Source organism: Dyella sp. (assembly GCF_051954575.1).
In the GTDB taxonomy this organism is placed as follows: domain Bacteria; phylum Pseudomonadota; class Gammaproteobacteria; order Xanthomonadales; family Rhodanobacteraceae; genus Dyella_B.
Map to the genome: position 1 here is coordinate 1 of NZ_JBQCHP010000051.1, position 17,971 is coordinate 17,971.

At 58.0% G+C, this 17,971-nt stretch carries 14 protein-coding genes; all 14 read left to right on the forward strand.

Annotated elements, in window-relative coordinates; translation table 11 throughout:
• The coding region (locus ACTHNE_RS07560) for a phosphopantetheine-binding protein (protein WP_440268917.1) at positions 1 to 502 on the forward strand (502 nt) is incomplete at its 5' end.
• Complete coding sequence (locus ACTHNE_RS07565) at positions 499 to 5,247, forward strand: amino acid adenylation domain-containing protein (protein WP_440268918.1); 4,749 nt, start codon at positions 499 to 501, stop codon at positions 5,245 to 5,247. The genes ACTHNE_RS07560 and ACTHNE_RS07565, both read left to right, overlap by 4 nt.
• Positions 5,248 to 5,316: 69 nt before the next feature.
• Entirely contained in the window at positions 5,317 to 6,822 is a 1,506-nt protein-coding gene (locus ACTHNE_RS07570; RefSeq protein ID WP_440268919.1) for an AMP-binding protein, read from the forward strand.
• Entirely contained in the window at positions 6,819 to 7,082 is a 264-nt protein-coding gene (locus ACTHNE_RS07575) for an acyl carrier protein (protein WP_440268920.1), read from the forward strand. The genes ACTHNE_RS07570 and ACTHNE_RS07575 overlap by 4 nt, the downstream gene beginning before the upstream one ends.
• A complete protein-coding gene (locus tag ACTHNE_RS07580; protein ID WP_440268921.1) occupies positions 7,079 to 8,086 on the forward strand; it encodes an amidohydrolase family protein in 1,008 nt (335 codons plus the stop codon). The genes ACTHNE_RS07575 and ACTHNE_RS07580 overlap by 4 nt, the downstream gene beginning before the upstream one ends.
• On the forward strand, positions 8,083 to 9,339 hold the full coding sequence (locus ACTHNE_RS07585; protein ID WP_440268922.1) for a GNAT family N-acetyltransferase: 1,257 nt from the start codon (positions 8,083 to 8,085) through the stop codon (positions 9,337 to 9,339). The genes ACTHNE_RS07580 and ACTHNE_RS07585 overlap by 4 nt, the downstream gene beginning before the upstream one ends.
• Positions 9,340 to 9,394: 55 nt before the next feature.
• The gene (locus ACTHNE_RS07590; protein ID WP_440268923.1) at positions 9,395 to 10,357 is read left to right on the forward strand and encodes a hypothetical protein; all 963 of its coding nucleotides are present in this window, start codon (positions 9,395 to 9,397) and stop codon (positions 10,355 to 10,357) included.
• A 29-nt stretch (positions 10,358 to 10,386) separates the two neighbouring features.
• On the forward strand, positions 10,387 to 11,757 hold the full coding sequence (locus tag ACTHNE_RS07595) for a hypothetical protein (RefSeq protein ID WP_440268924.1): 1,371 nt from the start codon (positions 10,387 to 10,389) through the stop codon (positions 11,755 to 11,757).
• A complete protein-coding gene (locus ACTHNE_RS07600; protein WP_440268925.1) occupies positions 11,754 to 12,551 on the forward strand; it encodes a thioesterase II family protein in 798 nt (265 codons plus the stop codon). The genes ACTHNE_RS07595 and ACTHNE_RS07600 overlap by 4 nt, the downstream gene beginning before the upstream one ends.
• Complete coding sequence (locus tag ACTHNE_RS07605) at positions 12,548 to 13,525, forward strand: TauD/TfdA family dioxygenase (RefSeq protein ID WP_440268926.1); 978 nt, start codon at positions 12,548 to 12,550, stop codon at positions 13,523 to 13,525. The genes ACTHNE_RS07600 and ACTHNE_RS07605 overlap by 4 nt, the downstream gene beginning before the upstream one ends.
• A 52-nt stretch (positions 13,526 to 13,577) precedes the next feature.
• Positions 13,578 to 13,985 carry a hypothetical protein gene (locus tag ACTHNE_RS07610; protein WP_440268927.1) on the forward strand — a complete coding sequence of 136 codons (408 nt, stop codon included), beginning with the start codon at positions 13,578 to 13,580 and terminating at the stop codon, positions 13,983 to 13,985.
• Between the two features lie 50 nt (positions 13,986 to 14,035).
• Positions 14,036 to 15,358 carry an ABC transporter permease gene (locus ACTHNE_RS07615; RefSeq protein ID WP_440268928.1) on the forward strand — a complete coding sequence of 441 codons (1,323 nt, stop codon included), beginning with the start codon at positions 14,036 to 14,038 and terminating at the stop codon, positions 15,356 to 15,358.
• Positions 15,310 to 16,569: an ABC transporter permease gene (locus ACTHNE_RS07620; protein ID WP_440268930.1), complete on the forward strand. Its 1,260-nt coding sequence runs from the start codon at positions 15,310 to 15,312 to the stop codon at positions 16,567 to 16,569. Before ACTHNE_RS07615 ends, ACTHNE_RS07620 begins: the two co-directional genes overlap by 49 nt.
• 104 nt (positions 16,570 to 16,673) lie before the next feature.
• Positions 16,674 to 17,801: a homoserine O-acetyltransferase MetX gene (gene metX / locus ACTHNE_RS07625; RefSeq protein WP_440268929.1), complete on the forward strand. Its 1,128-nt coding sequence runs from the start codon at positions 16,674 to 16,676 to the stop codon at positions 17,799 to 17,801.
• The last annotated feature ends 170 nt before the right edge of the window (positions 17,802 to 17,971 follow it).

Consider the following 17,971-nt stretch of genomic DNA (forward strand, 5'->3'; position numbering starts at 1 on the left):
CGCACAGGCCGATGACATCGAGCGCTTGGCAAAGGACCACCTGCGCCGTGTGCTTCCGGCCTACATGATGCCGGCCGGCTTTATCGTGCTGGATGCCTTGCCGCTTTCGGCCAATGGCAAAGTCGATCGCAAGGCGCTGCCCAAGGGAGATCCAAGATCGCGCCGCAAGGCCGGCTATGTCGCGCCGCGTAACCAGATCGAGCAGCAGCTATGCGAAGTCTGGCAAGAAGTGTTGAAGCTGGAACGGGTAGGCATCTACGACAATTTCTTCGAGTTCGGCGGCCACTCCTTGCTGGTCATGACCCTCCTGGAAAGATTGCGCCGCCGTGGCATGAACATAGAAGCGAAAACCGTGTTCGTGGCGCCGGTGCTGGCGGATATGGCCGTGGCGATCACGGAGCAAAATGCATCCGTGGAGAAAGCCGCAGCGCTGGTAAACGGCGCCGGCGATAACGCCAATGCGCGAGCGCAGAGCGATGACACGGAGACGGTTACGCTATGAACGCGCAGTCCATTCTGGAGTTTCTCAAACATCATCGCATTGCCGTCGAGGAGCATGGCGGCGAACTGAGCCTGCAGGCTCCAAAAGGAGTGCTCGATGCGCAAATGATCGCTGCGCTCAAAGCCAACAAGGTTCAGATCATCGCCGCCATCCGCGACGGATATTTCAATCAAGTGGAGCCTGCGGACGAGCCACCTCCGCTTGCAGCACCTAGCCCGGAGGAGTTGGAACGCATTGCGCAGTCGGTTGCCTACGGCGCGGCCAATATCCAGGATGTCTACCCGTTGACTCCGCTGCAACAAGGCATTTTGTTCCATCACATGCTGGACGGCGAAGGTGATCCTTATTTGCTTCGCTCGGTGCTCGGATTCGGCACGCGGCAAAAGCTGGATCGCTTTCTCCAGTCGATTCAGGCCGTGATCGACAGGCATGACATCCTGCGCACTTCGGTTCATTGGGAGGGACTGCCAGAGCCCATGCAAGTGGTGCAACGCAGAGCGGTTCTTCCCGTGATCGAATGGGCCATGCAAGGAGCGATGCACGGGACAGCAATGGATGAATTGCTTGCCCGCACGGATCCACATCGAACGCGCCTGGATCTGCGACATGGTCCGCTGATGGCAGCTCACATCATTGAAGATCCCGAGCACGGCGAATGGCTGTTGTCTTTGCTCAGTCATCACTTGATCGGCGATCACGTGACGCTGGATCTGATGATGGGAGAAGTGGCCCTTCTATTGTGCGGAAGGGAAGACGCGTTACCTCCCACCGTTCCATTTCGTCGCCATGTGGCGCAGACGCGAGCGATTCCCGCCGCGGAGCATGACTCCTTCTTCCTCGGACAACTGGGCGATATCGACGAACCGACCGCGCCTTTTGGCGTATTGAACGTGTACGGTGACGCCGGTAAGCAGAGCCAGGCGACTGTCGCTTTGCCCGCGGCGCTTTCCTCCTTGTTACGGGAGTGCGCCAGGCAACTGGGCGTGAACGTGGCAGTACTGTTCCATGTGGCCTGGGCGATGGTGCTTGGTCGGTGCACAGGGCGCACGGACGTGGTGTTCGGCACCGTGCTTTCAGGGCGTTTGCAGACAACGGGCACCGAACGAATGATGGGCATGCTCATCAATACTTTGCCGATACGCATCAGCCTGGGCGGAGCAAGCGTGGAAGAGGTGGTGCGCGATACCTATCAGCGTACACGCGCATTGCTTGAGCACGAGCAGGCGTCGCTCGCGGCGGCGCAGGGCTGTAGCGGTGTCAAGCCACCGATGCCACTGTTCACCAGTCTGCTCAACTACCGGCATAGCGAGCGATCGCAACACGACGACCGCGCAAGCTTCGAAGGGATACGGCTGCATTCCGCACTTGAGCGCACCAACTATCCGTTGACGATGAATATCGACGATTTCGGTGATGGCTTTGCATTGAACACCAAGTGCACCTCGACTATTTCTGCCGAACGCATGAATGTTTACTTGGCAACCGCGCTGGACGGATTGGCGCGGGCTTTGAGCATTGCCCCGCGGCAACCGATGAAGAACATCGATGTCTTGCCGGCGGCTGAGCGCATGCGACTTTTGTTCGGCCTGAACGACACCGGCATGGACTATCTGGTGGAGGTCACCTTTCCCCGGCTTTTCGAACAACAGGTTGAACGCACCCCCCACGCGACGGCGCTGGTATTTAAAGACCAGCACATGACTTACGCCCAATTGAATGCACAAGCCAACCGGCTGGCCCATCGCCTGATTGCCCTCGGCGTCGGAATTGAAGATCGAGTCGTCATTTGCCTGGAGCGCGAAATTGCGATGATCGTGGCGCTTCTTGCGGCGCTGAAGGCTGGCGCTGCCTACGTCCCCCTCGATCCTTCGCAACCCACGCAACGGCTGTCCTACATGGTGCAAGACAGTGCGCCTTCGGCCATCATCACGCAGCGTAGTGCGCGCTCGTTGCTGGGCGAGGTGTCGGTTCCGATCATCGACACGGATGACGAGGCATGGTTGTCCCACGGTACGGACAATCCGTCGCTTCCGCGGCTGAATTCGCGCAGTCTTGCATACGTAATTTATACCTCCGGTTCCACCGGTCGTCCCAAGGGGGTGATGGTCGAACATCGCTCCCTGGTCAACTATCTGCACGCCGTGCGAGCCCTGCTTGAAGTCACGGCCGATGATCGCGTACTTGCGCTCACCACATTGAGCTTTGACATTGCTGCAATGGAAATCTATCTGCCGTTGATGTGTGGCGCGCAGATGGTGATGGCAGGCAGGGAGCAGGCACGCGACATGAACTTGCTGGCGGACGTCATCGAACAGTACGGCATCACGATCATGCAAGCGACGCCAGCGACATGGCGCATGTTGGTGAACCATGGCTGGCAGGGGAGGGCGGGACTGAAAGCCTATTGCGGAGGGGAAGCCCTATCTCCTGCACTGGCACGGCGTCTGCTGGAACGTGCGGACTCGGTCTGGAACGCTTACGGTCCGACTGAAACCACCATTTATTCGTCCGTCGACCGCGTTCTTGACGATGGCGCAACGGACATATCCACCAGCGTCGGAAGCTCCATCGCAAATACCCAGATCTATGTGCTCGACTCCGCTGGGCGCCCCGCGCCGATAGGTGTCGTGGGCGAAATCCATATAGGTGGGATTGGCGTTGCACGCGGCTATTTTCGCCGTCCCGGACTAACCGCCGAGCGCTTTGTGCCCAATCCTTTTCACGGCGGCGGCAGGGACCGGATGTACAAAACCGGAGATCTTGGCTATCGGCGACCGGATGGCGGCATCGAATTCTTGGGTCGCAACGATTTCCAGGTCAAGATCCGCGGACACAGGATCGAACTGGGCGAAATCGAAACGCAGTTGACTGCTTGCCCGGGTGTGCGTGAAGCGGTGGTTGTTGCGCGCGAAGGTACGCCCGGAGACAAACGCCTAGTCGCCTATATCGTTGCACACCCCGCATCAGAGCCAACTCCAGCATCGCTGCGTGCGCTGCTGGAGCGGCAATTGCCGCTGTACATGCTGCCTGCCGCGTACGTCATGCTCCCTGCATTGCCGCAGACGTCCAACGGCAAAGTAGACCGGAACGCCTTGCCTGCACCCACCTATGAGACTCAATCCCGGCCGGGCTTCGAAGTGCCGGAGGGCGAAGTGGAGCAGGCATTGGCCAAGGTATGGCGGGACGTGATGCGCCTCGAAAAAGTGGGCCGATGGGATAATTTTTACGAACTCGGCGGCGACTCCATCGTTGCGATGCAAATCGTATCCCTGGCCCGGGGGCAGGGTATCGCGATCGGTGTGCGCGACATATTAGAGAACCTTTGCATCGCCAAACTGGCGCAGCAACACCATGCCGCTGCATTGCAGCCGGCAAGTCAGCATGCCGTGACGGGGCGATTTAGTCCGCTGCCGATCCATCTCGAACACTTGGCCCCGGATATCGAGCACTCGAATCATTTCAACATGAGCGTGCTCCTGCATGTGCCTGAGCGTTTCGGCATGCAGGACCTGCTATCGATCATGTCGGCACTTTTTCAGCGCCATGATGCTTTACGCATCCGGTTCCGCTACGAAGAAGGCAGTCTGGTCGCATGGCATGTCGATCCTGACAGCTTGTTGGTTCAAGCTGCCTGCATCGAAGAAAAATTGGCGGATCACGCCGACGGCTTCGCCGCTGCGCTGCTACATCGCTGTGAACAACTGCAACAGTCCCTGCACCTCACTGACGGGCCGCTGTTTCGGGCCATATTGTTCTGCGGCAACGCCGGTGAGCGTCGTCTTTGGCTATTGGCTCATCACGCGATTTTTGACGCGATCTCGTGGCGAGTTTTTCTCATCGACCTGGACGCTTCCTATTCGAGCGTCGCTTCAGGCCAGCCGATCGGATTGCCTGCAAAAACCAGCTCGTATCAGGCTTGGGGCGACTTCTTGCGCAAGCACGCAATTTCCGACGAACTTGAACAGGAACTGCCGTTCTGGGCAGGACAATTCCGTCATCCAGGAATCGCCGTGCCGACCGGCCGCGCGGCGATTTCGACCGCGTCCATGACGTGGGCAGACATCGACATATCGCAGGATGATACGCATGCGCTGTTGACATGCGCGCCCGCAGCCTTTGACGCGCAGACGCAGGAGCTGCTTGCGGCGGCCGTGTACGCCGGCGTCCAACGCTGGGCGCGAAGCCCAGGTTTGCTGATGCGCATGGAGCATCATGGACGGGAAGGTTGGATGGATCGCCTTGATCTCACCCAGACGATCGGCTTCTTCACTGCCAGTTACCCGCTCTATTTTCATTGCGACAGTGAAGACATCGAAGCGATCGTCGCCTCGATCCGAGACACGATGCGTGCCGTTCCGAACAACGGTATCGGATATGGCCTGCTGAAATACCTGGCGAATGCGCCTGCGCTGGCGGGGCGTGAGATCGACATGCGGGGAGCGATCTCGTTCAACTATCTTGGCCGATTCGACACCAGCGCCGTTCCGGTAGGTCATTTTGCGCTGGCATCGGAGGCAACCGGAAATCAGTTGGATCGGCGCCGCCATTTCCCTTACCTGCTCGGGATTCAGGGTGGAGTGTGGAGCGGGCAACTGCGGCTCAGGATCGACTACAGCAGCTTGCAATACGCTGCCGATGACGTGCACGTATTGGCGGCGCAGATTGAACAGGCAGTCAGACGGCTTGTCACCGCCGCACAGTTAGCTGTTGAACGGAAGGAGGAGGTGGCTGATGACTACGCCTGAAGAGCTCCATCGCACTTGAACAGCTGGCTGCGAACATCCGTTAAATCATTTGAGGAGAGGGTAGGAACCATGCGATTCGAGGAGCTCTTCAGACAGGCGCTCAGCCATACCGAAACCCGTGTTTCGGCTAGACGGGCGGATGGCGAGGACATCACGCTGAGTGCAGCCCAATTGATCGATGCCACCCAGGCGCTGGCCGGCAAATTGCTGGAGTCCGGGGCGAAACGCGGCATGCAAATCGCGTTGCAATCGTCCAATTGCTATGAGTATTTGCTGTGGGATCTGGCTGCACTTGGCATTGGCGCGGTCATCCAGGCCATACCCGAGGATATCGGCGCGGAGAAGCTGGCATCGATCGCGCAAAAGCAATCGATCGCTCTATGGGTATTGGAGGACGAGTCACATGGCACGGCGTTCGCCAATCGGATAAGCCTGGCCGAAACGTTGACCTTGCAGACGATTGCGCTGGATCGCGACGCAAGAGTGCTGCACGATGACGATCTCCTGACCAGGGTGTATTCGTCGGGTAGCTCGGGCTATCTGAAGGGTTTGGACATCAGTCGCCATGGCACGGAGCTATTGGTCACGGATTTCATTGATGCATTTGAGCTCGGCGTTCGCGATTCCCATCTGATCTTCCTGCCCCTGTCCAACTATCAGCAGCGGATGTCGGTCTATGCCTGCTTGTGGAGCGGAGCATCATTCAAGCTGATAAAGCATGCCACGGTATTCCAGGAACTTGCCCGCTATTCACCGAGTTTTCTGATTGCACCGCCTGCCATCTACGAAAACTTATACAACCTTTATGGCAAAGGTGTTGGCGCCAAGGAAAAACTCAATGCGTTCCTGGGCGGAAACATCCGCTTCATGATCACCGGCATGGCGCCGATCCGTAGAGATGTGCAGCAGGCATTCCACGAGCAGGGGTTCTTGCTGCTGGAGGCCTATGGCGTCACGGAAACCGGGATGATTGCGTGGAACACCCCTTCGTCCCATCGCATTGGCGCCGTGGGCCGGTTGATCTATCCAGACCACGTCCATTTCAACGGCGAATCGGAAATCGTGATACGTCGACCATTTCCGCTTTCAAAAGGCTATTTCGACAGCGCGGACAGTGATAGCGCGAATACTTTTCTCGCAGATGGCAGCATTGCCACCGGCGACATCGGGCAGCTCGGCGGAGATGGCTTTCTAACACTGCGTGGACGCAAGAAGGAAGTGATCATCACCAGCGGCGGGGCCAAATTTCATCCCGAGGAACTTGAGCGCTCGCTGGCCGCTGCTGCACAGGTCAAGCACACCATCGTGCTGATGTCCAAGAGCGACGGCAAACTGGTCGCCATTTTGGTTACGGATGACAGCGCGGATGCAGACTCGACTGCAAGGATCGACGATGGCATTCGCAGTTTGAACGCCTCGGTGCCGAGCTTCATGAATATTCATCGCCGCATCGTCACGCATACCGCCCCAAGCATCGACAACGGCATGCTTACCCGCAATCTGAAGTACGACCGTAAAGGCATTTACCGTCACTTCCAAGCGGACATCGAAATGCCGGAGGGCATCCGCCAATGAAAGTCCTGCAAGAAGATGTCGAAAAGCTGACGGAGCTCGTCCGTCAGGTAACCAATGATACGCCGCCCATCGTGGACATTACCGAGCAGACACGTTTCGTCGAGGATCTCGGCTTGGAATCCATCAATCGCCTGATGCTCATAACGCTCATCGAGCAGGCATTCGGTGTGGATCTGGAAAAGAGAATGAGCCAGATGGTCGATCTACACACCGTGGGCGAAGTGGCGACTTTCGTGCGCGCCATTAAGGCGGCGCCATGAGCGTGCAGCGTCCTGCCAGGGTTGTGGACGGTCATTGCCACCTTGCCTCCAGTCGCTGTATTCCAAGCGAGTTTTTCGCCGGCGTGGCTGATAATCTGGCACGGAAGATGACTTCCCAGGGCGTTCCCGCAGATTCGGCCAAGTTGAGGCGAATGCTGCAGGCTCAATACGACGATCATGGCGGCGACAAGCTCATTGCTAAAATGGATGAAGCGGGTATCGCCAAGACCGTACTGTTGGCTCCCGATTTCAGCTTTGTGTTCAATGCGGAATATTCGTACCCAGACCTGGCACGACAACACGCCCAGGTTCGACAGCGCCACCCAGGCCGCTTTTACGTATTCCTCGGCGTTGATCCGCGTTGGGGCAAGCAAGGGCATGACTTCTTCGAGTACGCGGTGCGTGAATACGCTTTTGAGGGATTGAAGCTCTATCCCCCTTGTGGCTATTCCCCCAGTGATGAAATGCTTTTTCCCTTGTACGAGATCTGCCGGGACTACGGATTGCCGGTGTTGTTGCACACAGGGCCTACTACACCGACGCTGGATTTCGAACACGCCAGGCCGTGGCTGATCGATGGGGCTGCCAGGCAATTCCCGACGGTTAATTTCATCCTGGCGCACGGCGGCGTGAATTTCGTCGAAGAAGCGAAGCTGATGTGCCATTACCGGCCGAATGTCTATCTGGATTTTTCTGGCTTTCCCGCCGCGATGGTGCCCGGGGGATGGCGCGATCATCTGTCCGGCCTGTTCAAGCAGAACATTCTCCACAAGATCATCTTTGGCACGGACTGGCCGGTCTTTTCGATGAAGGACGACCTGGGCGCGATGGTATCGGGCTTGCTTGAGGATGACGGTCCGTTCAAGGGGGCGCCTGCATCGGCAGTCGAAGCGGTCATGGGGGGCACGATCGAAAGCCTTCTTCCCTCACATTCTTCCAATCCCATCCTGCGGCGGGCTGCTGATGCGCCCGCCGAGATTTTGCTGCGGAGTGCAGATTCATGAACGTACAATTCAGTTGGCCGGCGTCGATGGACGAAACCTTGCGCAAGGGCATCATCGCCCTCTACAACGACGCCATCGAGCAGACTACGGTGATTGGTTACACCAGCCGTTTGAGCGAGGAAGAAGGGGAGGCCATCATCGGCGATCTCGATGCGTCGCTGAGTAAAGGCGAGGTGTCCCTTTTTACTGGTATGGCGGATGGCGAGATGGTGGTGATGGCCTTGTTGCATGCCAGCAAGATGCCCAATTGCCGCCATGTCGCCAACCTGTCCAAAGGCATCATCCGTTCTGATCACCAGCGCAGCGGTCTGGCCCGGCAGGCCTTTGCGGCGATCGCTGAATTCTGTGAGGCGCAGGGCCACGAACTGGTTACGTTGGATGTTCGCGAAAACAGCAAGGCTCACCATGTCTGGAACAGCATGGGCTTCAGGGAGTACGGCCGGCTCGCCGATTACGCGCGGGTGGATGGTATTTCGCACGCTGGCGTATTCATGTGCCAGCCTACCAAAGACTTGAAAGCGCGCATGGTGCATGGCGGCGATGATGCGGCCCGATCCTTCATGCCAAAGGAAGAATTCAGGGAAAAACTGCGCACCGAACTGGAGGCCAGGATCACCATGACCCATCCAGTGGTAAAGAAGATCCTCAACGGCACTCCGAACTGGGAGCTTCTTCGCTATATGACGCTCCAGGGCTACCAGCTTACCAAGCATTTTCTCGAATACATCGAAACGCTCTATCACCATTGCCCTCCCGGTATACATAAGAAACGGCTCCTTATGAATATGTATGAGGAGGAAACCGGGCGTTTCTCCAAGACTGACAACCATGTGGTTCTGATGCAGAACTTCATCAAGGCCATTGGGATCAACGACGACCAGCGCGACTCGGCATTGCCACTGCCGAGTACCAAGGCGCTGATTGACTATCGGATGAACCTTGTGCGAAATCGCGCGACGTTCCATATGGGCGCCGCCGCGGTCATGATCGCCAGCGAGGGCCAGAATCTGGAAACCGCAGCGGGCGAGGCGCGCCACGATCTGCTTCCGCGCATCTACAACCTTACGCCGGAAAACTTGCAGTTTTTTTCCGTGCATCAAAAGGAAGATGTCGGTCACGTCGCGGAGGGAATCAGCCTCGTCGCCGACATTTGCGATACCTCACGCATGCAGGAGCAGGCGCTGGATGCTGTGCGCAAGACCTGTGACCTGTTCTACGGCATGTATGAAGGCGTGGCGGAGGTTTTTGCATGAAACATTCCGTGCACGCACCGCTGTCTGGCTGGCTGCTGCCTAGGCGTGACGTCCTATGAAGCTTTGCACTCTCGGCGGCATCAGCGTCGAGCTTGGCGAGCGGCGGCGCGAGGTGGAATCCCTTGCGGACGCCGTGGAGCTTTTCAAGGCGCACAAGTTGCCAATGAACGCACGTCTGCTCGGCTATCGCGACTTTCATCAGAATACGCTTGCCCCTGAAAGCATGGTTGGCGCAGCAATCCAGCGAGCGCTGGCACAAACGGGCATCGACCCATCCGGCATTGACATGATGATCCTGGCGTCCGCTGACGCCGGTTTCATGCATGATCGCCAATGGCTTATCCGTTTGCTCGAAATGCATCGCCTTTCTTCGGCACTACCGTTGGTCATGACGGGGCAGGAGTGCACCAGTTTGCTGGCGGCGATCGATATCGCAGCTCGCCATGTACGTGAAGGCGAACGCAGCAGAGTGCTGGTTGTCTCATATGACGAAGTCAAGGAAGATGCGCAAAGAGTGCATTCGTTCGGTGTCGTCAGTGATGCGGCATCGGCCTGTGTCGTTTCAGGTCGCGAGGAACTCGATTTTTCAATCAAGGGCTATGTACATCGCGCTGACCTGCGCGGCATGCTTGGCGGCGACGATTTTGACAGTCGCAAAAGCTTGTTGAATGCGGTGATCGATGCTTTGCTGCAGCACGCAGGCATCCCCATGGATGCGATCCGGTGCGTTTTCACCACCAATTTCTTCAAGCCTTTGACGGCGTTCAATGCTTCGTCAATGGGCATCGGCGTGGACCGGGTGCATGCGGATCCGCGACAAGGTCATTGCCTGTGCGCGGATCCCTTACTCAACGCGGCCCAATACCTGCGCCGGGACCGCGATGGCCGGCGCGGTGATACGTGCTTGCTGCAGGCCCACGCGCCGGGCTTTCTTGCCGCGATGTTGGTGGAGCGCTGTGCCGATGCGCTAGCCAGCGAAGTCGGTGAACGGGCCGACCTGGTCGAAGAATCATGGTAGTCGATGAGCACATGGAGACTTTGAGAGTTATGGATCCCGTCATTATTGCCAATCACCGCATCGCGTCAGAGAGTGCAGTGCGCTTTCTGCGTTATTCGGTGGCCGAGGGGCATTGTCTCAAGAAGCTGGATCTGCTTGACGACAGCCTCCCGGCATTTTTACGTCATTATCCGTATCCGCTGCACTCCTGGCCATGGTTCATCGCTCAGGATTTGCGCGACACCTTGGCGCAAAGTGTAGCCCGCATACCGGAACTCATCTATCGCGCCGTTCGGCTTGAATTTGGCCGCGACCGGCGCCGCTTTGCCGCGTTCTATGACATTTCCGAAGTGCTTGCGGAAATCTTCCTGGATTCGGGCATGGACATGTCGCAGCTTATGCTGCGCATCGATGCCATGATGACCGCAAGCGGCCTGAAAATCATGGAACTCAATGCAGGGCCGGACATCGGGGGTTGGCAAATCCACTGGATGGATGCGCTTTACCGTAAGAATGAAGCGCTCAAAGCCTTCTTTGCGACCAATGCCTGCGCTTCAAGAAATATACCGCTGCAATACATGAAATATCTGGTACGCATGGCGCGCAACCATCATCCAGATGGCGTAGCCAACGTGGCCATCGTCGCAGGAAAGCGCCATGCGATCAGTGAACTTGACATCACGTTCCAGGGAGTGTTTCGCGCTGCCCTGCAAGAGTGCGATGCAGACGGCGAACTTTTTTTTGAGTCTAACCTGGCGCGCATGGAGTTCGAGCCGGACACGGTGCGTCTTGACGGCAAGGTGCTTGGAGCAATCGCAACGTATCGTTTCGGTACCGACATCACACCTCCGATCGATCTGTACCGGGCTTTCTTTCGTGGGCGGATTTACTGGCCGGACAATCCGTTCGTTTCGATCATCGGCGACAAAAGGTCGCTTGCCATTGTCAATGGCCATAAACACAGCGATATCTTTACCGATGAAGAACGCCGGCTAATTGAAGCGTTTGTGCCTTGGGGCGCCATGCCGGGTTCGAAAGAGGTTGAGCTGGGCCGCACTGGTTTGTCGCTGGAGGTATTGCTGAAGCGACAACACGACCTAGTGATCAAAGCTGCGCGTGGCGCGCAAGGTAATGATGTGTTCGTGGGCCGGTACCAATCCGCGGAGTCCTGGCGTGACATGGCAGCGCGCGCATTATCCGAGCCCATGTGGCTGGTACAGGAGTACTGCGATTCATTGCCGTTCTATGGCCAGGCAGGGGAAGAGGGATACAGCATCCACGACGTGATATGGGGCGTATTTGGTTTCGGCGGTGAATACGGCGGATGTTGGCTCCGGCTCAGCCGTAAGGGTGAGGGCGATGGCGTAATCAATTCCGCCAAAGGTGCACAGGAGGCAATCGTCTATGAAGTGGTGGAATGATGCATAAGGATATTGATCCCCGACTGCTGCGCAAATGGACGCTTACCTGGTTACCGAATTCGGCGGCCACAGCGCGAGTGTTCTGTTTTCCATACGCGGGTTCCGGCGCTTCGGTATTTCGTGATTGGCAGCCGGCACTTTCCAATCGCTTAGAGGTGGTCGGCATCCAGCTTCCCGGTCGTGAAAACCGCTTTTTGGAAAAGCGACTCAATCGCCTCGATGCCGCGATCGATGCCCTGCTGGATGTAATCCCATCCTGGCTCGACAAGCCATTCTTTTTCTTCGGTCACAGCCTGGGCGCGTTGCTCGCTTTCGAGCTGGCGCGGGCAATGCAGCAACGGGGTCTGCCGGCGCCATTTCATATCGTGGTCTCCGGGTCGTGCGCACCACACCGTCGTCATCTGGATGAGCCGCTCCACATCCTGGATGACGCCCAATTGCTGGAGCGTATCCGCGACTACAACGGCACGCCCCCGGAACTGCTGCACAACGACGAAGTCATGCGTCTTCTGTTGCCGCAGATGCGTGAAGACTTCGCCATGTTTGAGACTTGGGAGCATCGCGACGATACGCCGGTCAACTGTCCGTTGACCGCGTTGGGCGGCGATGCAGACAGGGAAGTTCCGATCGAGGATTTGCGTGCCTGGTCGCAAATGACTTCGGCTGAGTTTGAACACCATCTTTTTCCCGGCGATCATTTTTTCATCCATTCCAATAAGACCCGAGTGCTTCAATTGCTGCGCGCGGTCGCCGAGAGATATCACTGTCCACTTGATCTGGAGAGTCAATCATGACGGTTTCCACTGACGACGAACTGTCCGAAATCGCCGGCCATGCCATGCTGTTGAACGTGGAGCCCGGTCAGCGGCCCATGGCGTGGGCTGCACAGAACTCGGAGATGGTAGGGCGTGTGCTGCATGAGCAAGGAGCTCTGCTGATCCGCGGCCTGCGTCTTTACAGTACGAGGCAGTTCGGCCAGTTCCTCGAAGCCGTGTTTCATGGCGAGTTGGCCGCATACAGCTATCGCTCTACGCCACGCACCAAGCTGGGAGGTAACGTTTATACCGCGACCGAATATCATCCAAGCGAAACGATTCCTCAGCATAACGAATCTTCCTACGCCAGTACGTGGCCGATGCGTATTGGTTTCTATTGCATGGTGCCACCGGCGCCAGGTGTCGGTGGCGCAACACCGCTGGCCGACAGCCGATTGGTGCTGGCGCGGCTCCCCGCGCACGTCGTGGAAAAATTCGAGTCGCGCAAACTGCAATATGTACGCAATTACGGCAGCATCGATTTGCCTTGGAGCGAGGTCTTCCAAACAGAAGATAGGCACGAGGTGGAAGCATTCTGCGACAGCAACGGCATTGCGTATGAATGGACCGCCGACAACGGACTGCGTACGCGTCAAGTCACGCCTGCGTTGGCGACGCATCCGTACACCGGTGAAAAAGTCTGGTTCAACCAGGCCCATCTGTTCCATGTGTCCGCACTGCCAAAGGAAGTACTAGGCGATTTGCTAGCCACGTATTCCGAAGAAGAGCTGCCTAGGAACGTATACCACGGCGATGGCGGGCCATTGGATGGCGAAGATCTGCAAGCCATCCGCGCCGCATATGAAAGTGTAACGTTCCACTTCGATTGGCAGCGGGAAGATATCCTGCTCCTGGACAACATGCTCTACACCCATGGCAGGCAGCCATATGCCGGCGAACGAAAGATCGTCGTAGGTATGGCTGGCATGCATGGGCATGCATCTCGAATCTGACGCCGGCCGCGGGGGCGCCCTCATGTTCTCACCTAGAACGATACGAACCTCGATGGCATGGCGCGATGGAGACGGCGCCAAGCTGTATACGATCGCCACAGATGCCCGCAGCGTGGATCATCAGCCTTTTCTGCAGCGATTGGCGCAGGTGAAGTCGTTGCGCAGCGTGCATTGGCCGGACGTCGCTCATTTCGCCATTTTCCACCACGGGGCATCCATGCTCTACCTGGTGCTCTGCTGGTGGGGAAATGACAACGAACTGTTCACCTCGGTGTCCGTATTGGTCGGGGAGGAATGGGTGGAGCGTCCGGATCTGTATTCATTCTGCCTGTACGACCTGGAAGTTTTCTGGGATGAGCGCAATCGTTACGTCGAAACCATGGATTGCCTGCATCCGAACCTGGACCAATACCGCAACTCCAGGCGAGCCGAGTGGATGGCGCCGCCAGGCGACAACTGAACAAGCTCTCGGCTTATTTCACGCTGCTGGACTAGCTAAATGGAGTTTTTATGCTTGGTTATTATCTGGATCTTTCCATTCGAAGCATACGGCGCCACAAAGTGCTCAGTGCATTGATGATGGTGACGGTGGCACTGGGCATCAGTACCTCGATCACCATGCTTACGGTTCTGCACAATCTTTCCGGCAATCCTTTGCCCCAACGCAGCGACGTCTTGTTTCACCCGCAGGTGGATCCACGCCCGCTGAACCTTCCCGGCGCGAGCGACGATCCGCCGGATGACCTGACCTATGTCGACGCCACGAGTTTGTTTCAACTCGGCATCGCGACCCGGCGCATCATGACCAGTTCGAATGTATTGCCGGTCCGCGCAGATGTTGATGGAAGTTCGCTCTCGATGACAACGGTGAGGGCGACCACCGGCGATTTTTTTGCAATGTTCGACGTGCCCTTTATTCGTGGTGGAGGCTGGACGGCCAGTGACGACGACCATCGCGCTCAGGTCGTGGTACTTACGCGCACGCTCAATGAAAAGCTGTTCGGTGGAGACAACAGCATTGGTCGCACGATAGTGGTCGCAACCAAGACATTCCGCGTGATCGGCGTGATTGACGATTGGAATCCGCGTCCGCAGTTCTACGATCTCAACGGCAGCATCGCCAGCGGTGGCGCTTATGGCGATTCGGCCCAACTGTATTTGCCGTTCTATAGCTGGCTCGAGGTGCCGCAGGACTACGGTTATGGCCCGATGCGATGCTGGGGCGATCCTGTTGCAGGTGATCACAATCCCAAGGCGCCCAAGTGCACCTGGGTGCAATTCTGGGCTCAACTCGATTCACCGGCGCAAGTGTCCGATTATCGCGCCGCGCTAAAGCAATACAGCCAGCAGCAGCATCAGCTGGGACGTTTCGAGCGCGAATCCAATGTTCGCCTGCTTCGGCTGATGGAATGGCTGGATTACAAGCACGTCGTTCCCGCCGTCGTACCCATGCAAACGTACATCGCATTTGGGGTGTTCCTGATTTGCATGGTCAATACGGTGGGGCTGCTGATCGCCAAGTTTGTGCGTAAATCGGGGGAAATCGGTTTGCGCCGTGCGCTGGGCGCTTCCCGGAAAGATGTATTTATCCAATGCCTGGTGGAATCTGGCGTAGTAGGAGCGGCGGGAGGCGCGGCCAGCTTGCCGTTGACCTGGCTGGGTGTGTGGATGGTGCGGCAGCAACCGGTGAATTTTGCCAGTTCCATCCATCTTGACCTCTCCATGCTGTCGGCAGCGTTGCTATTGGCGATCGCCGCGACACTGGCCGCAGGCACTTGGCCGGCGTGGCGAGCTGCCAACCTTACACCGGCCCTGCAGGTGAAATCGCTATGAGCACTCTGTTGCAGATCGAACCTATTGTGGTTGCCTTGCGCAAGCACAAGGTAGCTACGGTTTTGCTGATCCTGCAAATCGCGTTGACCCTGGCAATCCTCAGCAATCTCGTCTTTGTGGTGCATGGCCTGGTGCAACGCTCCGCAACGCCGATCGGTGTCGATGAAAACCATATCGGGGTTATTGTCAGCGTGAACGCGGTGGGCGTACCCAACCGTGGCAACGTGCTGGGCAATCTTGCACTGCTGCGCATGGTGCCTGGCGTCACCGGCGCGGCGTTCACCGCAGGTGCGCCGCTGTATCACCTGGAGCGTGATCCGGTATTTCTCGATCCATCACGGCAGCAGCCGATTGCCCAAATGTACGAAGTGCAGGGGAGTCAGGGCCTCAGCGGCGCATTGGGTTTGCGCGTAACAGAAGGGCGCGGCTTCTCCGGCGACGAAATTCCCGACGTGGCGACTGGCAGCGGCGGCAGTCCGGTTCCCGTCTTGATGACACGTGCGTTGGCCGAACGGCTGTTTCCCGGCGCCAGTCCGCTGGGGAAATTGATTTACGACGGCAATGCATCGGAGCGGGTGATCGGGGTGGTAGATCATCTGCGCGGAGAGATAACCGGGCGTGCCGATGATGACTACAGCATCGTGATTGAATATCGCTTCGGTACTCAGAACACGGGCGGCGGCTACATGATACGCAGCGATGCCGATTCGCTGCAGGCGGCGCTCAATGCTGCCTCCAAGGCGCTCCAGCAAGCCAATCCGGGTCATGTTCAAACCAAGCGCTTCTCGCTTGCGGACCTGCGCAAGGACTACTTCCGCGGCGATCGCGCTGTAGGCCGCATGCTGGTCACGATCATGCTGATCCTTCTGATCGTGACCGCTTTGGGCGTAGCAGGCCTGGCCAGCTTCTGGGTGCAGCAACGCCGCCGGCAGATCGGCGTGCGGCGTGCGCTGGGTGCAACCAGAGGCGACATTTTGCGCTACTTCCAGATCGAGAATTTCGTCATCGTGACCACCGGCACGCTGATTGGCGTGATGGTCGCTTACGCATTGAACGACTTCCTGATGAGCCATTTCGAACTCGAACGGCTTCCGGTGGGGTATCTCGCATTGGGCATCGCGGTGTTGTGGGGCCTTGGGCAGCTGGCGGTGCTCGGACCGGCCATACGTGCCGCAGCAGTCCCGCCCATCGTTGCTTCGAGGCATATATAAACCGGGGTGGCCAGCGGGCCTGCGATGCATGCAGCGCAGGCCACCCCGGCGTTACGGGAAATTGGATCGCGTAGGAAAGCAATATCTGCAAGGGGGAGTGCCGGATGCTATCCATTAGCGCAAACGCAGCGGTCACGAGCGGGCGTTCGTCTTTTACCAAGTACTGGGACAGCGACAAATCGCTGCGATTGGAACACGGAGGGACGCTTTCCTATCGGCTCGCCTATCGCACATGGGGCCGCCTTTCTGCCAAGGCAGACAATGCAGTGATTGTCTGCCATGCGCTTACTGGGTCGGCAGATGCCGATGAATGGTGGCCTGCCATGTTTGGGGCTAACAAAGCGCTGGATCCGGGGCGCGACTTCGTTGTTTGCAGCAATGTTCTGGGTGGCTGTTATGGAAGTACCGGTCCGGCGTCCTGCGATGCAAGCGGTCGGCGATACGGCAACGCTTTCCCTTTGCTGACCATTCGCGATCAGGTGCAAGCACAAATGTTTCTGGCCGATGCGCTGGGCATTCGCCGCATCAAGCTCGTCATCGGCGGTTCCATGGGAGGATTGCACAGCCTGGAGTGGGCATTGATGGATCCCTTGCGCGTGCAAGCGGTGGCGATCATCGCGGCCAGCGCCGAGCACTCGGCCTGGTGCATGGCGTGGAGTGAAGCACAGCGGCTGGCCTTGCGTGCCGATAGTAAATTCCGCGAAGGCAACTATGACGCCAGTGACCCGCCGCTGGCCGGACTTGCCGCGGCGCGCGCAATTGCGATGGCCACCTATCGCAGCCCGTCGGCCCTGCAAGAACGCTATGGGCGAAACACTGGTGCCAGTGTGTTCGGCGAACGGGCATCCGCGCCGGGTGATTTCGCCGTGCGTGCATGGCTGCGACATCACGCCCGCCAATTTATTGAACGTTTCGATACACATTGCTATCTCGCCTTGCTCGATGCGATGGACTCGCATGACGTCGGCCGCGGCCGGGGCGGCACCAAGGCCGCGCTGGGTCGGGTAATGCAACCGTCTCTGGTGGTGGCTATTGACAGCGACGGGCTTTATTCGCCGGCTGAACAGATGTCGCTGAGCGCGGATTTACCGCGAGCGCGTTTCGTGCAATTGCATTCGCTGCACGGTCATGACGGCTTTCTGATCGATGCCGCCAACCTCGAGCCACACGTAAGGCATTTTCGCAAGGATGCCGAGGCTGTTGCGAGTGAGATCACGGAGGGTGTGCCTTGAGCGGCGGCATCCGCGAAAACAGGCGGCTGATTCCAGCCGCGGACCGTACGCTGCCGCTGCCGCTATCGGCCTCACAGCAGCGGTTATGGTTTTTGCACCAGCTGGACCGTGCAGCCAGTGCGGCGTATCACCTGTCGGCCTCGCTGCGCCTGCATGGTCCGCTGCAGGAA

Coding starts and splice junctions, on each gene's coding strand:
- ACTHNE_RS07565 (WP_440268918.1), top strand. CDS start 499: ATGAACGCGCAGTCCATTCTGGAGTTTCTCAAACATCATCGCATTGCC.
- ACTHNE_RS07570 (WP_440268919.1), top strand. CDS start 5,317: ATGCGATTCGAGGAGCTCTTCAGACAGGCGCTCAGCCATACCGAAACC.
- ACTHNE_RS07575 (WP_440268920.1), top strand. CDS start 6,819: ATGAAAGTCCTGCAAGAAGATGTCGAAAAGCTGACGGAGCTCGTCCGT.
- ACTHNE_RS07580 (WP_440268921.1), top strand. CDS start 7,079: ATGAGCGTGCAGCGTCCTGCCAGGGTTGTGGACGGTCATTGCCACCTT.
- ACTHNE_RS07585 (WP_440268922.1), top strand. CDS start 8,083: ATGAACGTACAATTCAGTTGGCCGGCGTCGATGGACGAAACCTTGCGC.
- ACTHNE_RS07590 (WP_440268923.1), top strand. CDS start 9,395: ATGAAGCTTTGCACTCTCGGCGGCATCAGCGTCGAGCTTGGCGAGCGG.
- ACTHNE_RS07595 (WP_440268924.1), top strand. CDS start 10,387: ATGGATCCCGTCATTATTGCCAATCACCGCATCGCGTCAGAGAGTGCA.
- ACTHNE_RS07600 (WP_440268925.1), top strand. CDS start 11,754: ATGATGCATAAGGATATTGATCCCCGACTGCTGCGCAAATGGACGCTT.
- ACTHNE_RS07605 (WP_440268926.1), top strand. CDS start 12,548: ATGACGGTTTCCACTGACGACGAACTGTCCGAAATCGCCGGCCATGCC.
- ACTHNE_RS07610 (WP_440268927.1), top strand. CDS start 13,578: ATGGCATGGCGCGATGGAGACGGCGCCAAGCTGTATACGATCGCCACA.
- ACTHNE_RS07615 (WP_440268928.1), top strand. CDS start 14,036: ATGCTTGGTTATTATCTGGATCTTTCCATTCGAAGCATACGGCGCCAC.
- metX (WP_440268929.1), top strand. CDS start 16,674: ATGCTATCCATTAGCGCAAACGCAGCGGTCACGAGCGGGCGTTCGTCT.